At 63.9% G+C, this 19,480-nt stretch carries 21 protein-coding genes, 2 tRNA genes and 1 other RNA gene; 8 read left to right on the forward strand and 16 right to left on the reverse strand.

Features of this window, described 5'->3' with window-relative positions; all coding sequences use genetic code 11:
• Window positions 1-8 precede the first annotated feature (8 nt).
• Window positions 9-614, forward strand: coding sequence for a hemerythrin domain-containing protein (locus ACAX61_RS04115; protein ID WP_370713540.1), 606 nt, complete (start codon window positions 9-11; stop codon window positions 612-614).
• A 48-nt stretch (window positions 615-662) separates the two neighbouring features.
• On the opposite strand, the gene ACAX61_RS04120 is transcribed toward ACAX61_RS04115, so the two are convergent.
• Entirely contained in the window at window positions 663-1,964 is a 1,302-nt protein-coding gene (locus ACAX61_RS04120; protein ID WP_370713541.1) for an OmpP1/FadL family transporter, read from the reverse strand.
• A gap of 256 nt (window positions 1,965-2,220) precedes the next feature.
• On the opposite strand from ACAX61_RS04120, the gene purC reads away from it, so the two are divergent.
• A complete protein-coding gene (gene purC / locus ACAX61_RS04125; RefSeq protein WP_370713542.1) occupies window positions 2,221-3,000 on the forward strand; it encodes a phosphoribosylaminoimidazolesuccinocarboxamide synthase in 780 nt (259 codons plus the stop codon).
• A 55-nt stretch (window positions 3,001-3,055) separates the two neighbouring features.
• On the opposite strand, the gene ACAX61_RS04130 is transcribed toward purC, so the two are convergent.
• The 4 genes from ACAX61_RS04130 to lon form a co-directional block, all read right to left on the reverse strand.
• Window positions 3,056-3,499 carry a DUF4168 domain-containing protein gene (locus tag ACAX61_RS04130; RefSeq protein WP_370713543.1) on the reverse strand — a complete coding sequence of 148 codons (444 nt, stop codon included), beginning with the start codon at window positions 3,497-3,499 and terminating at the stop codon, window positions 3,056-3,058.
• A gap of 156 nt (window positions 3,500-3,655) precedes the next feature.
• Window positions 3,656-3,730 (reverse strand) — tRNA-Val (locus ACAX61_RS04135).
• Window positions 3,731-3,851: 121 nt separating this feature from the next.
• Window positions 3,852-4,124, reverse strand: a complete 273-nt coding sequence (locus ACAX61_RS04140) for an HU family DNA-binding protein (RefSeq protein ID WP_370713544.1) — start codon at window positions 4,122-4,124, stop codon at window positions 3,852-3,854.
• A 208-nt stretch (window positions 4,125-4,332) separates the two neighbouring features.
• Entirely contained in the window at window positions 4,333-6,729 is a 2,397-nt protein-coding gene (gene lon, locus ACAX61_RS04145; RefSeq protein WP_370713545.1) for an endopeptidase La, read from the reverse strand.
• A gap of 130 nt (window positions 6,730-6,859) precedes the next feature.
• On the opposite strand from lon, the gene ACAX61_RS04150 reads away from it, so the two are divergent.
• Complete coding sequence (locus ACAX61_RS04150) at window positions 6,860-8,485, forward strand: M1 family metallopeptidase (protein WP_370714896.1); 1,626 nt, start codon at window positions 6,860-6,862, stop codon at window positions 8,483-8,485.
• On the opposite strand, the gene ACAX61_RS04155 is transcribed toward ACAX61_RS04150, so the two are convergent.
• Entirely contained in the window at window positions 8,458-9,600 is a 1,143-nt protein-coding gene (locus ACAX61_RS04155) for a calcium:cation antiporter (RefSeq protein ID WP_370713546.1), read from the reverse strand. The two genes, ACAX61_RS04150 and ACAX61_RS04155, sit on opposite strands and share 28 nt — an antisense overlap.
• 108 nt (window positions 9,601-9,708) lie before the next feature.
• Here ACAX61_RS04155 and ACAX61_RS04160 point away from each other — a divergent pair, with 108 nt between their 5' ends.
• A complete protein-coding gene (locus ACAX61_RS04160) occupies window positions 9,709-9,957 on the forward strand; it encodes a hypothetical protein (RefSeq protein ID WP_370713547.1) in 249 nt (82 codons plus the stop codon).
• On the opposite strand, the gene ACAX61_RS04165 is transcribed toward ACAX61_RS04160, so the two are convergent.
• The 6 genes from ACAX61_RS04165 to ACAX61_RS04190 form a co-directional block, all read right to left on the reverse strand.
• Window positions 9,909-10,781, reverse strand: a complete 873-nt coding sequence (locus tag ACAX61_RS04165; protein WP_370713548.1) for a GGDEF domain-containing protein — start codon at window positions 10,779-10,781, stop codon at window positions 9,909-9,911. The two genes, ACAX61_RS04160 and ACAX61_RS04165, sit on opposite strands and share 49 nt — an antisense overlap.
• Before the next feature lie 236 nt (window positions 10,782-11,017).
• Window positions 11,018-12,283, reverse strand: a complete 1,266-nt coding sequence (clpX, locus tag ACAX61_RS04170; protein WP_370713549.1) for an ATP-dependent Clp protease ATP-binding subunit ClpX — start codon at window positions 12,281-12,283, stop codon at window positions 11,018-11,020.
• 175 nt (window positions 12,284-12,458) lie between these two features.
• Complete coding sequence (locus ACAX61_RS04175) at window positions 12,459-13,097, reverse strand: ATP-dependent Clp protease proteolytic subunit (RefSeq protein ID WP_370713550.1); 639 nt, start codon at window positions 13,095-13,097, stop codon at window positions 12,459-12,461.
• 72 nt (window positions 13,098-13,169) lie between these two features.
• On the reverse strand, window positions 13,170-14,126 hold the full coding sequence (locus ACAX61_RS04180) for a glycosyltransferase family 2 protein (RefSeq protein WP_370714897.1): 957 nt from the start codon (window positions 14,124-14,126) through the stop codon (window positions 13,170-13,172).
• Window positions 14,127-14,220: 94 nt separating this feature from the next.
• The gene (tig, locus tag ACAX61_RS04185) at window positions 14,221-15,876 is read right to left on the reverse strand and encodes a trigger factor (RefSeq protein ID WP_370713551.1); all 1,656 of its coding nucleotides are present in this window, start codon (window positions 15,874-15,876) and stop codon (window positions 14,221-14,223) included.
• A gap of 73 nt (window positions 15,877-15,949) precedes the next feature.
• Window positions 15,950-16,034: transfer RNA gene (locus ACAX61_RS04190), tRNA-Leu, on the reverse strand.
• Window positions 16,035-16,156: 122 nt separating this feature from the next.
• On the opposite strand from ACAX61_RS04190, the gene ACAX61_RS04195 reads away from it, so the two are divergent.
• Both ACAX61_RS04195 and ACAX61_RS04200 read left to right on the forward strand, forming a co-directional pair.
• Window positions 16,157-16,390 (forward strand): hypothetical protein, encoded by a 234-nt coding sequence (locus ACAX61_RS04195; protein ID WP_370713552.1) that lies wholly within the window; start codon window positions 16,157-16,159, stop codon window positions 16,388-16,390.
• A 58-nt stretch (window positions 16,391-16,448) separates the two neighbouring features.
• On the forward strand, window positions 16,449-16,868 hold the full coding sequence (locus ACAX61_RS04200; protein WP_370714898.1) for a SufE family protein: 420 nt from the start codon (window positions 16,449-16,451) through the stop codon (window positions 16,866-16,868).
• A 14-nt stretch (window positions 16,869-16,882) separates the two neighbouring features.
• On the opposite strand, the gene ACAX61_RS04205 is transcribed toward ACAX61_RS04200, so the two are convergent.
• On the reverse strand, window positions 16,883-17,062 hold the full coding sequence (locus ACAX61_RS04205; RefSeq protein WP_370713553.1) for a hypothetical protein: 180 nt from the start codon (window positions 17,060-17,062) through the stop codon (window positions 16,883-16,885).
• A 135-nt stretch (window positions 17,063-17,197) separates the two neighbouring features.
• Here ACAX61_RS04205 and ACAX61_RS04210 point away from each other — a divergent pair, with 135 nt between their 5' ends.
• Window positions 17,198-17,404 carry a ParD-like family protein gene (locus ACAX61_RS04210; protein WP_370713554.1) on the forward strand — a complete coding sequence of 69 codons (207 nt, stop codon included), beginning with the start codon at window positions 17,198-17,200 and terminating at the stop codon, window positions 17,402-17,404.
• Window position 17,405: 1 nt separating this feature from the next.
• Window positions 17,406-18,200 (forward strand): type I methionyl aminopeptidase, encoded by a 795-nt coding sequence (map, locus tag ACAX61_RS04215; RefSeq protein WP_370713555.1) that lies wholly within the window; start codon window positions 17,406-17,408, stop codon window positions 18,198-18,200.
• On the opposite strand, the gene ACAX61_RS04220 is transcribed toward map, so the two are convergent.
• The 3 genes from ACAX61_RS04220 to rnpB all read right to left on the reverse strand — a co-directional run bounded on the left by ACAX61_RS04220 (window position 18,187) and on the right by rnpB (window position 19,459).
• A complete protein-coding gene (locus tag ACAX61_RS04220) occupies window positions 18,187-18,492 on the reverse strand; it encodes a (2Fe-2S) ferredoxin domain-containing protein (RefSeq protein ID WP_370713556.1) in 306 nt (101 codons plus the stop codon). The genes map and ACAX61_RS04220 overlap by 14 nt on opposite strands.
• A gap of 4 nt (window positions 18,493-18,496) precedes the next feature.
• Entirely contained in the window at window positions 18,497-19,033 is a 537-nt protein-coding gene (locus ACAX61_RS04225) for a J domain-containing protein (protein WP_370713557.1), read from the reverse strand.
• A 57-nt stretch (window positions 19,034-19,090) separates the two neighbouring features.
• Window positions 19,091-19,459, reverse strand: an RNA gene (rnpB, locus tag ACAX61_RS04230) — RNase P RNA component class A.
• Between the last annotated feature and the right edge of the window lie 21 nt (window positions 19,460-19,480).

A 19,480-nucleotide genomic window follows, 5' to 3' on the forward strand; every position in this document is an offset into this window, starting at 1 on the left:
GGTTCGCCATGACGACCGTGACCAAGACGAAGCGCGATTCCGACGGCAAGCTCAAGAAAGCCAATGGCGAACACGGCAATCTGGGTGTGATCGCGGGCGCGGCCACTGCAGGTGCCGCGATCGGCATGCTGGCAATGCTGGGCCGCAAGGCCGCGGTTCAGGCGCCCAGTGCCTTTGCCGGCGACTGGGCCGAGGCGCTGGCCGCCGAGCACAAGGCGGTGCTCAAGATCTTCGACGCGCTGGAAGCGACCGAAACGCGCAACACCACCAAACGCGCAATCCTCCTCGCCCAGCTGAAGCACGCGCTGGCCAAGCACGATGTCGAGGAAGGCAATGTCATCTATCCGGCCCTGCGCGAAGCAGGCCGCAAGGATGAAGCCGACAAGCTCACCAAGGAGCATGGCTATATCAAGCAGTATCTTTACGAGCTTGAGAACATGCCCAAGGACAGCGCAGCCTTTGCCGGCAAGATCCGCAAGTTCCGCGCCGATATCGAAGAACATATGACCGAGGAAGAGACGACGCTCTTCCCGGCACTGCGCGCGCAACTGTCGGAGGAAAAGAACAAGGCGCTGACTGCGACCATGAACAAGGAAGGCTTCAAGGTCGCCTGACCGGATGCAGGAGGGCGCGGCGCTTGCCGCCCCCTCCCCGTCGCCTGTTTACAGGCGCAGCGTCAGCGATGTGCCGATGACATCGGCATTGCCGCTATTCGTCGACAATGTCCGCGCGGTCCGCGAAGCCGCCGTACCCGCGAACAGTACGTCCGAACGGTCGAGTTCCTCTTCGCTCACGAAAACATGGGCATAGCTGACGTTAAGGTCGATGCGGTCGTTCATTCGCCACGTCGCGCCTGCAGTCACCCAGGTCCGGTCGCCATCGGGCACGCGCGTGGTGCGGAATTCGTCCTGCGTCGGCGTGGTATCGTAAAGCCCGCCCGCGCGTAGCGTCAGCCGTTCGGTCGCATCGAACTCGACCGCGCCGTGGCCCGACCAGCTATCCTTGTAATTCTGTTCGCTGACCACTGTCGGGCGACCCAGCGGCTCGACATTGATTGCGTCGAACCGCGACCAGTTGAACCATTGCCCGGTTGCCATCAGCCGCACCCGGTCGCCGACGCCGTACATCGCGCTGACCGTCACGCTTTCGGGAATCTCCAGCGGCGCGGTCGCAAAGCTGTTGGTGTTGCCGCCCGCCAGCGGACCGACCAGCCCCGATACCTGATATTTTCCGTCCAGCCGGTGCACCACCTTTGACCGGTAATGCGCGCCCAGCCGCGCCTTGCCCAGGCTGAACAGCACGCCCGCATTCCAGCCGACCGACAGGTCGTCGCCAGAGATGTTCAGTTCCCCATCCCCCGCGCCCGGCACCAGATTGGGCAGCGCGTTACGCAGCTTCACGTCGATCTGCTGGATGTCGATGCCGCCGCCGACCGAGATATTGTCGTTGATCGCAAAGCCGACACTCGGCTGAATGTTGACGGTCTTCACCTCCGACTTGATCGAATCGTAGCGGCCGAAAAATTCCGGCTCATATTCGACCTTCAGGCCAAAGGGCGCGCTGATACCCAGACCGAACCACAGGCGGTCGCTGGCACGGAACGCCGCATAGCCGGTCGGCACGATCACCGGCTGGTCGAACGGGTTGCCGCCGTCGCTGCCTGTTACCGGCAGGGTCGCGGGCGCGCCGGGTACGGAAAGGGTCGATCCGTTATTCTGCTGGCGGCTGTCGACGAACAGCAAATGGCTGTTCAGCGAAACCTGGCTGCGCTCCAGCTTGGTCATGCCCGCTGGATTGTAGAAGATGATCGAGGCGTCGTCCGCCGCCGCCGCACCGCCGGCAAAGGCGCGACCGGTTTCCTTGGCCGACTGCTCCTTGAGCGAAAAACCGCTGGCCTGCGCGGCCCCTGTCCATGCCAGCACGCCCGCCGACACCGCGGCCAATCCCAACGCCCTACGCAACATAACCCGCATCCTTTCCAACGAACCTTGTTTTGGTGGGGGAGCGCCCGTGGCGCCACCGGGTTCCGATTGGCAACCGAATGCGGCGCCGCTGTGGCCGATCGGCCACGCAACAGCGCGGCGAACGGTTGCGAAACGATCGGCGGGGCGAATGGCAAGTGCGATTGCACGCCCGCCCCCCATCCGGTATAGGCGCCCACTCACCTGCCCCGGCGCGCGGCTTCGCGCTGCCGGGGCCGATCGTTTCAGGGACATGCGCATGGCTCGCCGCCGCCAGATCTATGAGGGCAAGGCCAAGATCCTCTACGAAGGCCCCGAACCCGGCACGCTGATCCAGTATTTCAAGGATGATGCGACCGCGTTCAACGCCCAGAAAAAGGGCACGATCAACGGCAAGGGCGTGCTGAACAACCGGATTTCCGAGCACATCTTTACGATGCTCGGCAATATCGGGGTGCCGACGCACTTCCTGCGCCGCTTGAATATGCGCGAACAATTGATCCGGCAGGTCGAAATCGTGCCGATCGAAGTGGTCGTTCGCAACATTGCCGCCGGTTCGATGTCAAAGCGGCTTGGGATCGAGGAAGGCACACAGCTTCCGCGCACTGTCGTCGAATATTATCTCAAGGACGATGCGCTGGGCGACCCGCTCATCACCGACGAACATATTCTGTGCTTTGGTTGGGCAAGTCAGGAAGAGCTGCACGACATCGCCGATCTGGCGATCCGTGTGAACGACTTTCTGTCAGGGCTGTTTGCCGGGATCGGCATCCGGCTGGTCGATTTCAAACTCGAATTCGGCCGTATCTGGGACAATGATTATGCCCGGATCATCCTTGCCGACGAAATCAGCCCCGACAATTGCCGGCTGTGGGACGCCACCACGGGCGAGAAGCTCGACAAGGACCGTTTCCGCCGCGATCTGGGCGGTGAGGTCGAAGCATATCAGGAAGTGGCGCGGCGCTTGGGCCTGCTGCCTGAGGGGGCCGATTCGGCGGTCCTGGACCTCGAATCGCATCGCAAGCGTCGCGGCAAGTAAGACTTCGGTCTTCGCTACGAAAAGAAAGGGGAGCCGATGCGGCTCCCCTTTTTCGTTACTGCTGGGGCGCGGCGCCGCCGGCGGGCGCGGCAGGCGGCATCGCTGCCGCGATCTTGGCCTGAAGCGCGGTGTCGGTGCTCATCGCCGTGGCAATCGAATTGAACCGCTCCGGCGTCAGTCCGGCAGACGTGACGGCGGCCGCCATCTGGGTTTGCTTCTCTGCGCCCGGCGTGGCGGTATCCTTGTTGATCCGATCGACCTCTGCCAGCGCGGACGCGAACTGGGTCACTTCCGCATCGCTGACCGGCCCGGCGGCAGCGGCGGGCGGGGCGGCCTGTGTCGTGGAGCCAGCTGGCGCGCCTTGGGTCGACGGGGCGCTCTGGGCCGACGGGGCGCCTTGAGTCGACAGGTCGGTCTGGGTCGGTGTCGTCTGCGCCAGCGCCGGCGCGGCAAACAAAGTCGCGGCCATGGCGGCCGTGGCAAGATTGAGCGAACGCATGATTTGTCTCCGATTGCGTCTGAATTGCCGGACGAACATCGGGCTTTGCGAACGCCGTGCAACAAGCGGGATGACACACGGTGCCATTTGCGGGGTCTGTTGAGCCGGAAATGGAAAAGGCCCGCCACGGCAAATGCCGGACGGGCCTGATCGAATTGGTGGGCGCGACAGGGATTGAACCTGTGACCCCACCCGTGTGAAGGGTGTGCTCTACCGCTGAGCTACGCGCCCGATGCCGGGATCGTGAAACGATCTTGGCGAAATCGGAGCCGGGCGTTTAGGCGTCCATCGAGCGCCTGTCCAGCCCGTTTTTGACCCGGAGCGCATGTCGATGCGCGCCCGGTTCATCGGTTCAGTTGACCGAATCCTTCAGGACCTTGCCGGCCTTGAACTTCGGCTGCGACGACGCCTTGATCGTCATCGGCTCGCCGGTGCGCGGGTTGCGGCCCGTCGACGCCTTGCGCTTGCTGACCGAGAAGGTGCCAAATCCGACGAGACGAACCTCATCACCCTTCTTCAGGGCTTCCGAAATCGAATCGAACACTGCCTCAACGGCCTTGCTGGCATCACCCTTCCCAAGGCCGGACAAGTCGGCGACCTGCGCGATCAGCTCTTGCTTGTTCATTGCCCAAAAAACCCCTGTTTGCTGTTTCTGGAAAAATCGGAATCGGCCGCATCGAATGCAGCTGAACGGTCAGTAGGCCTATCGGGCGTCGGCCTGTCAAAGAAAAAGCGGCGATTATGCGTCAAAACGCCCCAGTTCGCGGAGCTTGCGTGCCGCCGCTGGCGGGAGGGGCATCACCGAAAGGCGCCCCGTCCCACCATGACGCAGATCAGTGCCGGACCGGGTCCGCTGCGGGCGGCACGCCGACCGGCGGTTGCGCCGCGAGTTCGTCCGAGTCGCTCCAGTCGATCGCTTCCAGCGGTTCGGTCAGCGCAAGGCGCAGAACCTCGTCCATATGGGCGACGGGTACGATCTTCAGCCCTTCCTTGATGACGGTCGGAATCTCGGCAAGGTCCTTCTCATTCTCGGTCGGGATCAGCACCGTCGTGATGCCGCCGCGAAGCGCTGCGAGCAGCTTTTCCTTCAGGCCACCGATCGGCAGCACCCGGCCGCGCAGCGTCACCTCGCCCGTCATGGCGATGTCCTTGCGGACCGGCACGCCGGTCAGCGTCGACACGATCGAGGTGACCAGCCCGATACCCGCGGACGGCCCGTCCTTGGGCACCGCGCCTTCGGGCAGGTGGACGTGCACGTCCTTGCGCGCAAACAGGCTGGGCTTGATGCCAAAGGTCGGCGCGCGTGCCTTGATGAAGCTCATCGCCGCCTCGACGCTTTCCTTCATCACGTCGCCCAGCTTGCCGGTCGTCTTGATCGCGCCCTTGCCGGGCACGGTGACGCTTTCGATGGTCAGCAATTCGCCGCCCACTTCGGTCCAGGCCAGCCCGGTAACGGCGCCGATCTGATGCTCTTCCTCACCGATGCCGAAGCGATATTTCCGCACCCCTGCGAATTCATGCAGGTTTTCGGGCGTGACGGTGACGCTGACCGCCTTGCCTTCAAGGATGCGGCGCAGCCCCTTGCGCGCCAGCTTGGCGATTTCGCGCTCAAGCGTGCGGACACCGGCCTCACGGGTGTAATAGCGGATCAGGTCGCGCAGACCCGCCTGGGTCAGCTCGAACTCGCCTTCCTTCAGGCCGTGGGCGTCGATCTGCTTGGCGATCAGGTGCCGTTCGGCGATCTCGACCTTCTCATCCTCGGTATAGCCTTCCAGCCGGATGATCTCCATGCGGTCGAGCAGCGGCTGCGGCAGGTTCAGCGTATTCGCGGTGCAGACGAACATCACGTCCGACAGATCGATGTCGATCTCCAGATAATGGTCGTTGAACTTCGAATTCTGTTCCGGGTCCAGCACTTCGAGCAGGGCAGAGGCCGGGTCGCCGCGGAAATCCTGACCCAGCTTGTCGATCTCATCCAGCAGGAACAGCGGGTTGCTGGCGCCAGCCTTGCGAAGATTGGTGACGATCTTGCCCGGCAGCGAACCGATATAGGTACGGCGATGGCCGCGAATCTCGGCTTCGTCGCGCACGCCGCCCAGCGACTGGCGAATGAACTCGCGTCCCGTCGCCTTGGCGATCGACTTGCCCAGGCTGGTCTTGCCCACGCCCGGCGGGCCGACGAGGCACAGGATCGGCCCCTTCAGCTTGTTGGTGCGCGCCTGCACCGCCAGATATTCGACGATCCGGTCCTTGACCTTTTCCAGCGCATAATGGTCGCCGTCGAGGATGTTCTCGGCCTCGACCAGATCCTTTTTCAGCTTGGACTTCTTGCCCCACGGCAGGCCCAGCAGCACGTCGAGGTAATTGCGAACCACCGTCGCCTCGGCGGACATCGGCGCCATGGTCTTCAGCTTCTTCAGCTCGCTGGTCGCCTTGGTGCGCGCTTCCTTCGACAGCTTCAGCGTGGCGATCTTCTGGGTCAGTTCGGCGATCTCGTCGCCCTCACCCTCTTCGCCCTCATTACCCAGCTCGCGCTGGATCGCCTTCAGCTGTTCGTTCAGATAATATTCGCGCTGCGTCTTCTCCATCTGGCGCTTGACGCGGCTGCGGATCTTCTTCTCGACCTGAAGCACGCCGAGTTCGCCCTCCATGAAGGCGAAGACCATCTCCAACCGCTTGCGCGGATCGGTTTCGACCAGCAGCGACTGCTTGTCGGCGACCTTGACGGCGATGTTGCCGGCAACCGCGTCGGCCAGACGACCCGCATCCTCCAGCTCGCCCAGCTGGACGGCGGTTTCGGCGGGCAGCTTGCGGTTGAGCTTGGCGTAATTCTCGAACTGGTCAATGACCGAGCGCATCAGCGCCTGGACCTCGGTCCCTTCGGCTTCGGCCTCCTCGATCGGTTCGACCGTGGCGGCAACATAGCCTTCCTGCGCCTCGAGCAAGTCGAGCCGCGCGCGATCGCGACCACCGACCAGCACGCGCACGGTGCCGTCGGGCAGCTTCAGCAGCTGAAGGACCTCTGCCGTGACACCGGTGTCATACAGGTCATCGCGAGAAGGGTCGTCGTTCGACGGATCGAGCTGTGCGACAAGGAAAATCATCTTGTCAGCCGCCATCGCAGCCTCGAGCGCGGCCACCGACTTGTCGCGACCGACGAACAGCGGCACGATCATATGCGGGAACACGACGATGTCGCGAAGCGGCAGAACGGGATAACTGGACTTCATGAATTCTCCGACGGCGCCCGATTGGGGCACCCTTTGCACCCTATATGGGGAGCGCGCGCAAGGCATCAATCGGGGTGTAGCCGCACTGTTTGCCGCTTTGGCGCTGGTGGGTGCGGCGCCCGATCCGGGGATGCCGCCGCTCACTGACCAGACCGCGCGCTCCGGCGGGCCGATCGCGCCGGAACAGGCCGCGCTGACATTCGACCATGCGGACCTGTCGTGGGAAGTGTTTCCCGATCGTCAGGCGATCAGCGGCACCGCTACCCTGACCTTCACCACCAGCGCGCCGTTGCGGCAACTGGTCCTCGATCTCGACCGCAATCTGCCGGTCAGCGCGATTGAGATCGGCGGGCGCGCGCTGCCCAGTGGCGCCTGGCGCAATCCGGAAGGGCGAATGACGATCGACCTGCCCGCACCCGTTGCAGCCGGCGGGCGCATCGTCGCGCGCATCACCTATGGCGGTGTGCCCCATGTCGCCGTGCGCGCGCCATGGGATGGCGGCTTTGTCTGGTCGCAGGCGCCGACCGGGGAACCATGGATCGCAACCGCCGTGCAGGGAGAGGGTTGCGACCTGTTCTGGCCGTGCATCGACGCCCCCCGTTTTGAGCCAGGCCGGGCCGACCTGCACATCACCGTCCCGCGCGGGCTGAAGGCGCCGTCGAACGGGCGGCTGATCGGCGTCGATACGCTGCCCGACGGGCGCACGCGCTGGAACTGGCAGGCGCGACAGCCCAATACCTATGCCATCGCGCTGAACATCGGCCCCTATGAAGAACTGACCGCGACCCATCGCAGCCGGTTCGGCAATGCGATCCCGCTGCATTTCTGGCATTTGCGCGGCAATGGCGACAAGGCGCGCGCGCTGTTCGCCGAATTCGGCCCGATGGTCGACTTTTTTGAGCGTGCGGTCGGCCCCTACCCCTTTGCCGACGAAAAGCTCGGCGTGGTCGAGACGCCGCATCTGGGCATGGAGCACCAGACGATCAATGCTTACGGCAATGGCTATAAAAAGGCGCCGGAGGGGTTCGACTGGCTGCTGCATCACGAACTGGCGCATGAATGGTTCGCGAACCAGATGACCGTCGCCGACTGGGACGATTTCTGGCTCCACGAAGGCTATGCCGAATATATGCAGCCGCTCTACGGCCTGCGCCGCGACGGCTATGCCCGCTATATCGCCATGCTGATGAAGGATCGGGAGCGTATCGCGAATCGCCACCCCATCGTCTCAGGCAGCCCGCGTGACGAAGGCGCGGTGTACGAGGATGCAAACGGCCCCGGCGGCGACATCTATTTTAAGGGCGCGTGGATGCTCCACACGCTGCGCTGGCTGATCGGCGACGCGGCGTTTGAAACGGTGACGCGGCGCGTCGTCTATGGCCGCCCCGATCCGCGCCCCGGCAACTTCGCCCCGCGCTTCACCACGACCGATGAATATCGCCGTATCCTGAACGACGTCACTGGCACTGACATGAACTGGTTCCTCGACACCTATCTCCGCCAAGCCGCCCTACCCGAACTGATCGAGCGGCGGGATGGCGACCAGCTGGCCTTGGAGTGGCGGGCGGCCCACGGCCGTCCTTTCCCACTGCCTGTCGAAGTGCAGATTGGCGACGACATCCGCCGGGTGCCAATGACCGGCGGGCGAGCGACGCTGACGGTGCCCGCCGGGGTCCCGGTGCTGATCGACCCGATGATGCGCGTACTGCGCCGCCTGCCCGCCGATCGTCAGGGAACGACCGTCACGAACAGATAAGTCGCGAAGATCAGCAGGTGGACCATGCCTTGCAGGACGGTGGTCCGACCCGTGCCGAGCGAGAGGACGGACACGATCAGCGACAGGCCCAGCAGCGTCATCGATTTGGGACCGATGCCCAACGCGATCGGCAGATCCAGGACCAGAGAAGCGATCGCGACGGTCGGGATGGTGAGACCAATTGTCGCCAGCGCGGATCCGAGCGCGAGGTTCAGGCTGGTCTGCAACCGATTGCGACGTGCCGCACGCACCGCCGCCAGACTTTCGGGAGCAAGCACCAACGCAGCAATGGCCACGCCGACCAGCGCCAGCGGCAGACCGGCGGACAGGACCGCCCGCTCAAGCGTCGGCGCCAGTTGCTTGGCGAGCAGTACCACCGACACCAGAGCCGCAACCAGCACTGCAAAGGCCAGCCATGCCTGGGCCACCGTCGGGGGTTCGGCATGCGTATCTTCATCGACCCCGTCGATGTCGGCCGGCAGAAAATAGTCCCGGTGCCGCACCGTCTGGATCAGCACGAAGGTTGCGTACAGCGTGAGGGACACGACCGCGGTAAATATCAACTGCGACGCGGTGAAAAACGGGCCAGGCGCCGAGAGCGTGTAATTCGGCAGGATCAGGCTTAACACCGCCATCGCCGCCAGTACGCACAGTGCTGCGCTCACCCCCTTCAGCGCAAAAACCTGTTCATGGTGGCGCACGCCGCCGAGCAGCAGACAGATGCCGACAATGCCGTTCAGAATGATCATGATCGCGGCGAAAACGGTGTCGCGTGCCAGTGTGGCCGCGTCGCCGCCGCCGGACGTCATCAACGACACGATCAACGAAACCTCGATCACCGTCACCGCAACCGCCAGAACCAGCGTGCCGAACGGTTCGCCCACCCGGTGAGCGACGACTTCAGCGTGGTGAACAGCGGCCAGTACCGCGCCCATCAGGATGACGGCCGCCAACGCGACGCCGACCCCGCCCAGCTTACCCAGCGAAATGATGATCGCCAGCACCCCCAGTACGGGAAGCGCAAGCGACCAGAGCGGCAGAATATTCTTGTCGAGCAGCTTTCGCGCAACTGCCGGGGCGGCGGTTGGTTGTCCTTCGGCGCGGGTGCCGGTCATTTGATCTCCTTTTGCGAACCCTTCAACGAATGCGCCGGTCGCGCGTTTTGTTGCGTAACAAATGTTGAAAGGACGATCATGGCAAACTGGCGCGGACGGACAGCAGAAATGGCTGCAACCTTCATGATCGGCGACGGCTTGCTCGGTGTTCTCCAGCCACAGCGCCACGTTGAGTTGTGGGAGAAGGATGCGATGGGAGCTGAACGGATGGTGGCGCCGTTTCGCGGCCGTCCGGGTCGGCGGCGCCTTTATGGCTTCATCCAGATCGCCGCCGGGCTGGCGCTGGCCGCCCGGCAGCGCAAGCACGATCAGCCGGCGACCGAGCGCCCCACCAGATCGCGCTCGACCAGCACCTGAGCGCGACCGGCGCGTTTGGCTGCATAAAGCGCGGCATCGGCGCGCTCAGCCGTCCGGTCGATCGGTTCGCTCCCCGCTTCGACCAGACCGGCCGAGAACGTAACCGGCTGTGCCTCCGCCGGCCCGATCGGCATGGTGCGGATTGACGCGGCCAGCGACGCCAGGATTTCCTGCGCCCCAGCCTCATCGGTGCGCGGAAAAAAGACCACAAACTCCTCCCCACCCCAACGCGCGACGACAGAATCACCGGTGCAGATCGAAATCAGGCGGGCGGCGAACTCACACAATACCTGATCGCCCGCAGCATGACCGAAACGGTCGTTGATCGATTTGAAACGGTCGAGGTCGATGATCGCAAAGGCGCCGCCCACACGCGCGGCGAACAGCGGCTCCACTTCGGCGAAAAAGCCGCGCCGATTGCGTAGGGCGGTCAGCGGGTCACGATGCGCTGCCTGATCCAGCATGCTCAGGCGTGATTGCATCGATTCGGCCGCTTGGTTGACGCGGCGCAGCAACTGACTGATCTCGTCCACGCCGGCGACTGGCTCAAGGCGCACCGTCCCCTCCCCCCCGGCGAAACGGCATTCGTCAGACGAGCCGCGATTCGGCGAAAGCAGCGCGTTGATACCGAACAGCACGGCCGCCGTGCCGATCAAGGTGGCGAGGAGCACGACGCCAATCTCCACCATGTCCACCCGCCCGTGCGCCACCTGCGGTACGACAAGGCTCAGCAACGGCAAAAGCATGCCGATGGCGCAGATCGCAAAGATCCGCATTTTCAGTTTCTGCGGTGCCATGCGGCCACGTGTTACGGAAAGACCCATCTCTTCGGCTCCACATTCGCGGTAACAGCGGATGCTCCCAACCGTTCGAAGACGGTCTCGACAAATTGCGGTTATCACGGCCTGAACAAAACGGGTTAGCGCTCCCTAGTTCAAGCGGCCAGAAACGACCGTTTCGGACCAAACGGTGCTACTACCGGATCAGAGCCATGCGGCTTCAAAAAAAAAAGCGCGGGCCGCAACCCGCGCTTTCTTTCTGATTAGACCTCGCCAGCGCGTCAGGCGGCGCCGCCGGCCTTTTCCTTCTTGGCATAGACGCGGACCGGTTCCTTGCGACCCTCAACCACGTCCTTGTCGACCATCACCTCGTCGACGCCGTCCATGCCCGGCAAGTCGAACATGGTATCGAGCAGAATGCCCTCCAGGATCGAGCGCAGACCGCGCGCGCCGGTTTTGCGTTCGATGGCCCTTTTCGACACCGCATTCAGCGCGTCGTCGTTAAAGCCAAGCTTCACGCCCTCCATGTCGAACAGCTTCTGATATTGTTTGACCAGCGCGTTCTTCGGTTCGGTCAAAATCTGGACCAGCGCAGCCGTATCAAGATCCTCCAGCGTCGCGATTACCGGCAGACGACCGACAAATTCGGGGATCAACCCGAACTTCAGCAGATCCTCCGGTTCGACCTGACGCAGCGTCTCACCCGTGCGCCGTTCCTCCGGCGCAGCGACATAGGCGCCGAAACCGATCGACTTGCCCTGCAGGCGGTCGCCGATGATCTTTTCAAGACCGCTGAACGCACCGCCGCAGATGAACAGGATGTTCGTCGTGTCGACCTGCAGGAATTCCTGCTGCGGATGCTTGCGCCCGCCCTGCGGCGGGACAGAGGCCGTGGTACCCTCCATCAGCTTCAGCAGCGCCTGCTGAACGCCCTCACCCGACACATCGCGCGTGATCGACGGGTTTTCGGCCTTGCGGCTGATCTTGTCGATTTCGTCGATGTAAACGATGCCGCGCTGGGCGCGTTCGACATTGTAATCCGACGCCTGAAGCAGCTTCAGGATGATGTTTTCGACATCCTCACCGACATAACCCGCCTCGGTCAGGGTCGTCGCGTCCGCCATGGTGAACGGCACGTCGAGAATGCGCGCCAGCGTCTGCGCCAGCAGCGTCTTGCCGCAGCCGGTGGGGCCGACCAGCAGGATATTCGACTTGGACAGCTCGACATCGGCACCCTTGGCACCATGATTCAGCCGCTTGTAATGATTGTGCACCGCCACCGACAGCACGCGCTTCGCACGGCTCTGGCCGATGACATAGTCGTCCAGCACGTCGCAGATTTCCTGCGGCGTGGGGACGCCCCCGTCCTTCTTGCTGACGAGCGCCGACTTGGTTTCCTCACGGATGATGTCGTTGCACAGCTCCACGCACTCGTCGCAGATGAAGACGGTGGGACCGGCAATCAGCTTGCGCACCTCGTGCTGCGACTTGCCGCAGAACGAGCAATAGAGGGTGCTCTTGGAGTCGCCACCGCTCAGTTTCGTCATTCACTCACCATCTGCCCCGAATGGCGGGGCAACCTTTCAGCCCCTGATCCGGCGAGGCGCCCGTATGTCCCGATACCCGTCGTTCGGGTGATCCGCTTTCAACGCGCAACTCTACACGTCGGATGCCGGGGAACAATCGACAAAATGTGTCTGCCCCCCGGCAACGTCAAGCCGGTCAGGCCGACGGCGCGTCCTCGGTCGGGGACGGCCGCTTTTCGTAAACCTCGTCCACCAGGCCGAACGCCTTGGCCTCGTCCGCTTCGAGGAAGGTATCGCGGTCCATTGCACGCTCGATCTCTTCCAGCGGCTTGCCGGTATATTTTACGTACAGGTCGTTCATCCGCCGCTTGATGCGCAGGATTTCCTTGGCCTGGATTTCGATGTCGCTGGCCATGCCCTGTGCGCCGCCCGACGGCTGGTGAATCATGATCCGTGCATTCGTCAGCGCCACACGCAGCCCCGGCTCACCCGCGGCCAGCAGGAAGCTGCCCATCGACGCGGCCTGACCGATGCACACGGTGCCGACGCGCGGACGGATATACTGCATGGTATCGTGGATCGCCATGCCCGCCGTGACGACGCCGCCCGGCGAGTTGATGTACATCCAGATGTCCTTCTTCGGATTTTCCGATTCAAGGAACAGGAGCTGGGCGGTGATGAGCGAGGCCATATGGTCTTCGACCGGACCGACGACGAAGATGATGCGTTCGCGCAACAGCCGCGAATAGATGTCGAAGCTGCGCTCGCCGCGGCTCGACTGTTCGATGACGATGGGAACGAGGGCGTTCTGAAGGACGCTCATAGGGTCGTGCATGGAAATCCCGCTCGGTTGTGCTTGCATTGGCCTACATCGGCGCTCGTGCCGGGCCGCGCAAGCCCCGCTGCGTCAGTCTTCGCCGCCGGGCGCCGGATAGGCGAGATAGGCCAGCCGACGCACTTCGCGCCGTCCGCGCACCACCGTATCGAGCGTCAGCCCCGCGAACAGGCACTGCGACGCCAAGATCATCAGCCCCGTGGCAAGGATCGCGGTGGGGAAGCGCGGCACCAACCCGGTCTGGATCCACGTAAACGCGAGCGGAATTGCCAGCAGCACCGCCAGCAGCGCCAGCACGCCACCGATCGCGCCAAAGAACAACAGCGGCCGTTCGATCCGGTACAGCGTCGCGATCGTCCGCGCGATGCGCCAGCCGTCGGAATAGGTCGACAGCTTCGACGCAGATCCTTCGGGCCGGGCGAAATAGGGGGTGGTGATTTCCGCCACCGGCATCTTCAATTCCAGCGCATGGACGCTGATCTCGGTTTCGATCTCAAACCCGGCCGACAGGGCCGGGAAGCTCTTGACGAAGCGCCGGGAAAAGACGCGGTAGCCTGACAGGATGTCGGTAAAGCTGCGCCCGAACAGGCGCGCCAGCATACCGGTCAGCGCCTTGTTTCCGAACTGATGCCCGCGACGATAGGCAGCGGCAGCCTCATGCACGCGGCTGCCGACCACCATGTCCAGCCGTTCGTCGATCAGGCGCGCGACGAGCGCAGGCGCCGATGCCGCGTCATAGGTCGCGTCACCATCGGCCATGACATAGACATCGGCATCGACGTCGGCGAACATGCGCCGCACCACCGCACCCTTGCCCTGGACGCGTTCGGTGCGGACGATCGCGCCGGCGGCGCGGGCCACTTCGACCGTCCGGTCGCGGCTGTTATTGTCGTAAACATAGATGCGCGCCTGTGGCAGCGCGGCGCGGAAACCGGCCACCGTCTGAGCGATGGCCGCTTCCTCGTTATAGCACGGCAGGATCACCGCGATGCGGGCTGGTCCTGCCGGCTGTTCGTACTGTTCGGTCACGCTGTCCCCGTTCGGGCTGAGCCTGTCCAAGCCCCGTCCTTCCCATTTGGAAAGAACTGCCCCTCGACAAGTTCAGGGCAACGGGGAGGCAACGTCACTCGGCGTCAGCGGCCTTCTTCTTGGCCGGAGCCTTCTTCTTCGGTGCGGCTTCGGCGGCCTCTGCGGCGTCGTCCTCAGCCTTCTTCTTGGGCGCGGCCTTCTTCTTGGGTGCTTCGGCTTCCTCGGCGGGAGCGTCGGCGGCCTTCTTGGTCGCAGCCTTCTTCTTCGGCGCGGCGGCTTCAGCCTCCGCATCGGCAGCGGCCGGCTCGACGTCCGCGTCGGTCACTTCGGCAGCCTTGGCCTTCTTCGCGGCCGGCTTCTTCTTGGCCGGGGCGTGGTCATGGTCGTGGTCGCAGTCAGGACCATGGACGTGCGGCACGTTGCCGTCCTCTGCTTCAATCGCGGCTTCCAGCTCCTCACGCGTCACTTCGCGCTCGGTCACTTCGGCCTTGTCGAACAGGAAGTCGACGACCTTGTCCTCATAGAGCGGCGCGCGCAGCTGGGCAGCGGCCATCGGCTCCTGCTGGACATACTGCATGAACCGCTCACGATCTTCCGGGCGATATTGCTGCGCGGCCTGCATCACCAGGCGCTGCATCTCAGCCTGGCTGACTTCGACGCCATTTGCCTGCCCGATTTCGGACAGGAGCAGGCCCAGGCGCACGCGACGCTCGGCGATCTTGCGATAATCGTCGCGCTCGCCTTCCAGCTCCTTCATCGCCGCTTCGGGATCGGCTTCGTGGCTGGCTTCATGCTCAAGCTGCTGCCAGATCTGAGCGAATTCGGCTTCGACCATCGAAGGCGGCACTTCGAAGTCATGCCCCTCGGCCAGCTGGTCGAGCAGCTTGCGCTTCATGTGGGTGCGCGTCATCTGGCCAGTCTCGTTTTCGAGCTGACCGCGCAGCAGACCCTTGAGCTGATCGAGGTCCGACAGGCCGAGCGTCTTGGCAAATTCGTCGTCGATCACGGTTTCGCCCGCGGTCTTGACCGACTTGATCGTCAGATCGAACGTCGCGGGCTTACCCGCCAGCGTGTCGACGCCGTAATCTTCGGGGAAGGTGACTTCGATCTGCTTTTCGTCGCCGGCCTTCACGCCGACCAGCTGATCCTCGAACCCGGGGATCAGACGGCCCGTGCCGATCTCCACCGACATATCCTCACCGGTACCGCCGTCAAAGGCGACGCCGTCGACCTTGCCGACGAAATCCATGACGACCAGATCGCCGGTTTCGGCAACGCGCCCTTCGGCATCTTCCCACTTCTTCTGACCGCTGGCCAGCTGCTGAAGCTGCTCGTCGACGCGCTCGTCGGCGACGGGAACGATCAGACGCTCAAGCTTGAGGCTGTCGATCGCGGGCGCCGGCACCTGGGGCAGCACTTCCAGCTCGACCTTGACCTCGGCGTCCTTGCCCGGCTCGTAACCGTCGGCCAGTTCGACCGAAGGCTGCATCGCGGGGCGAAGCTGCTTTTCGGCGATCAGCTGCTGGATACCGTCCTGGATGGAGCTGTTCAGCGCGTCCTGCGCCAGCGCGGGGCCGTGCATCTTGCGAATCAGGTTGGCGGGCACCTTGCCGGGGCGGAAGCCCGGCATGCGGATCGTCGGCGCAACGCGCTTGACCTCGGCCTCGACCTTGGCGTCGATCTCGCCGGCGGTGATGGTGAGCGTAAAGGCGCGCTTGAGGCCCTCGTTCAACGTCTCGACAGTCTGCATTCTTCGGGTTCGCGCTTTCGTCTGGTTGAATCGGCATAGCGGCGTCACGTATCCGAAGCCTCGGAGCAGAGCCTGGTGCGGGCGAAGGGACTCGAACCCCCACATCTTACGATACTGGAACCTAAATCCAGCGCGTCTACCAGTTCCGCCACGCCCGCATCAGAAGAGGACACCGCCGGTCAGCGGGCGTCTATAGCAGCAAGCCCCGCGCAAACAAGGGCGCGTGCGGCAACACTCGTCCACGACGTTCGTTGTGTGCATCGAACAAGGAGAAAAGCCGATGCCGGTCGAACCCCCTATCCCCCAGGAAACGCCCGCCGAACCCACGGTACCGGGCCAGCCGACGACGCCGCCGCCCGAAGCGCCCCCGCATCCCGCCACCCCGGCCGAGCCGTCGACTCCGGGCATTCCCGACCGGCCTCCGTCGGAAACGCCGCCGATCGCGCCTGATATCGACGTGCCCTCTCCCCAGCCTGGCGGACCGGGCATCGCGCCGGGTCAGCCCATTGCCTGAACCCGTCTGCGTCACCCCGGCCGAACGCGCCGGGGTGACGCGCGGCGGCGGTCCGGCTATGCGCGCGGTCATGCCGACGCTGACCGACATTGCCGACGAATATGAATTCCTCGAAGCCGACGATCGCTATCGCCTTCTTATCGACCTTGGCCGCGCGCTGGAGCCGATGCCCGACGCGCTCAAGACCGATGCAACGCTGGTGCGCGGGTGCTCCGCCTCAGTCTGGGTCTATCCCATGCCGACTGACGACGGGACGCTACATTTCCTGGCCGACAGCAATGCCGCGATTACCAAGGGTATTATCGCGCTGGTGCTGCTGACCGTTCAGGACCGCACGCCCGCCGACATTCTGGCAACCGATATCGAAGCCGCTCTGGCGCCGTTCGACCTGAAAAACCAGCTGAGCTCGAACCGGACGCAGGGAATACCCAATATGATCGCACTGATCCGCGAAACGGCGGCGCGTCAGGCGGATTGAGCCCGCGCCCCGGGTCACCCCTTTGGCGTGACCCAAACGAATACCGGCGTCACCACCTTGCCGGGCGCAGGCTTGCCAACTTCGACCCGATCGGCCTTTACCAGCTCGCCTGTCTCCAGCGTGAAGGAAGCCCATGGCTTGGGCATCCGGCCGAAGCTCATCTTCTGGATCGGCTCGCCAGTGTTCGTGTTCATGATCGTTGCGATGATTCCCATCGCCGCCGGTTAGAAACCCCCGGCCCCGCTTGTCCAGCACCGATCGCCGACCCGACATTGACCGGGCGACATACGAAACATATATGTTTTGTATATTCATAAGCGGAGACGCCGGTGGGCATCGTGAAGATCGACGACGAACTGCATGAGGAAGCGCGGCGGGCCAGCGCCATCATGTGCCGGTCGATCAACGCACAGGCGGAGTTCTGGATGAAGATCGGCATGCTGGCCGAAGCCAATCCGACCTTGTCCTTCAACGAACTGATGCAACAGCAGCTGGCATCGGCCAATCTGCGCCTGCCCAGCCTGGTCGACGCCTGACATGGTAAAAACCCCCGAAGAATTGACCCTGATGCGGATTTCGGGGCGTTTGCTCGCGTCGGTGTTCGAAATGCTGGACCGGCAGAATCTGATCGGCATGTCGACCCTTCAGGTCAATGATCTGGTCGAGCGCTACATCACCGTCGATCTCGGCGCCCGCCCGGCCAGCAAGGGGCAATATGGCTTTGCCTATGTGCTGAACGCGTCGATCAATCAGGTCGTCTGTCATGGCGTGCCGAACGCGTCGGAAATTATTCGCGACGGGGATATCGTCAACCTCGACATCACACTGGAAAAAAACGGCTTCATTGCTGATTCGAGCAAGACTTACATGGTCGGCAACGTCTCCGAATCGGCACGGCGGCTGGTGCGGGTGGCACAGGAAGCCATGTGGCGCGGGATCAGCCAGGTGCGACCCGGCGCCCGGCTGGGCGATATCGGCTTTGCGATCGAGCAACATGCCCGACGCAACGGATATTCGGTGGTGCGCGAGTTCTGCGGCCACGGCATCGGCCGCGAAATGCATGAGGAGCCGACCGTGCCCAATTTCGGGCGGCGCGGGACCGGGCCGACGCTGCACGAGGGCATGGTGTTCACCATCGAACCGATGCTGAACGAGGGCAGTCGAAAGGTATCGACGCTGGATGATGGCTGGACCGTCGTGACCGACGACCGCAAGCTGTCGGCCCAGTTCGAGCATATGGTCGCAGTGACTCGCAATGGCGTGGAGGTGATAACCTTGCGACAGGACGAAACGCCCCCGCCCGGCGCGCGGGGTTTGTCTACCCCCCGCTAAGCCCGACGCTGGCGGCCACTTCGTCCAGATCGGCACCGGGCTGGACCAGATGCCAGATGCGGCTGGCGGCGCCGTTGACGACCACCACGGCGTCTCGCGGGCAAATGCCCAGGCATCGCACCTCGACCACGCCGGCCGCGCCCTTGCGCCCTTTTTTCAGCTTCAAATGCTTGCGAAGCGCCTTGGCCAGCGGCGTCTTGCCCTTATCGCCAAAGCCACCATCGACACGCTTCGAACATTTGGCACAGACCAGCACCGCCTGATCCCAGTTTGAGCGGATCTCGCGCTTCACGGGATCAGGCCGGCTTCCACTGGCGCCGTTCCTCGGCGGCGCGCAGCACTTCCCATGCGGCCTGCACCGCGCGGAAACGGTCGGCGGCATCCTCGTCGCCGCGGCGAACATCGGGGTGATTGGCCTTAGCCAGCCGCCGCCATGCGGCGCGAACCGCTTCGAAATCGGCATCGGAGTCGAGTTCAAGGACGTCCAGCGCCCGCATCTCGTCGCGCGAACGGGTTCCGTCGCCCGGCCCGGCCCATGCGTTGTGCCGCGATTCGGCATAGCCCGATGCGTCGCGCCGTTCGTCCGATTCGCGCTTTGCCGCCTCTTCGGCGGACAGGCCGGCGAAATAGTCCCAGCCCTTGTTGTATTCGGCGGCATGGGTTTCGCAGAAATACCAGCGTTCGGGGCTGTTTGGCGATTTGGGCGCTGGGCAGTTGCCGGGCGCGTCGCAGCCGTGACGGTCGCACAGGCGCACCTTCTGCGCCCCGCGTTCGGCCTCATAACCGCGCCAGCGGGGAAAGCCCCAGTCGTTGGATCGTGTCGCCCTTGCCATTGTACCTTGCAAATAGGGGGAACGCCGTGGGGCGCAAGGCGAACCGCGTTGCCTGAAAGTGCCAGAGGGCCTGTAAGCCGGGTTCTGTCCATCCCGAGAACGGGACTGTGCGACCATTCCTCTAGGCGCGCCGTTGCCGACGCGCTCAAGCAATCAACCCGGGTGACGGGCCGAGACAAGGCCCATGCGCCACCCCTATTCGATCTTGCTCCCGGTGGGGTTTGCCGTGCCGCCCCCGTTGCCGGGCGCGCGGTGCGCTCTTGCCGCACCCTTTCACCGTGACCGGGCCGAAGCCGTGGCCGTCTGCTCTCTGTGGCACTTTCCCTGGGGTCGCCCCCGCCGGGCGTTACCCGGCACCGCTGTCTCGTGGAGCCCGGACTTTCCTCGCGCGAAGTCACCCCCGCCCGCGGCCGCCCAGCCCTCTGGCGCGGGCGGCTATAGGCGGGT

The sequence above is a fragment of the Sphingomonas sp. IW22 genome, assembly GCF_041321155.1.
In the GTDB taxonomy this organism is placed as follows: domain Bacteria; phylum Pseudomonadota; class Alphaproteobacteria; order Sphingomonadales; family Sphingomonadaceae; genus Sphingomonas.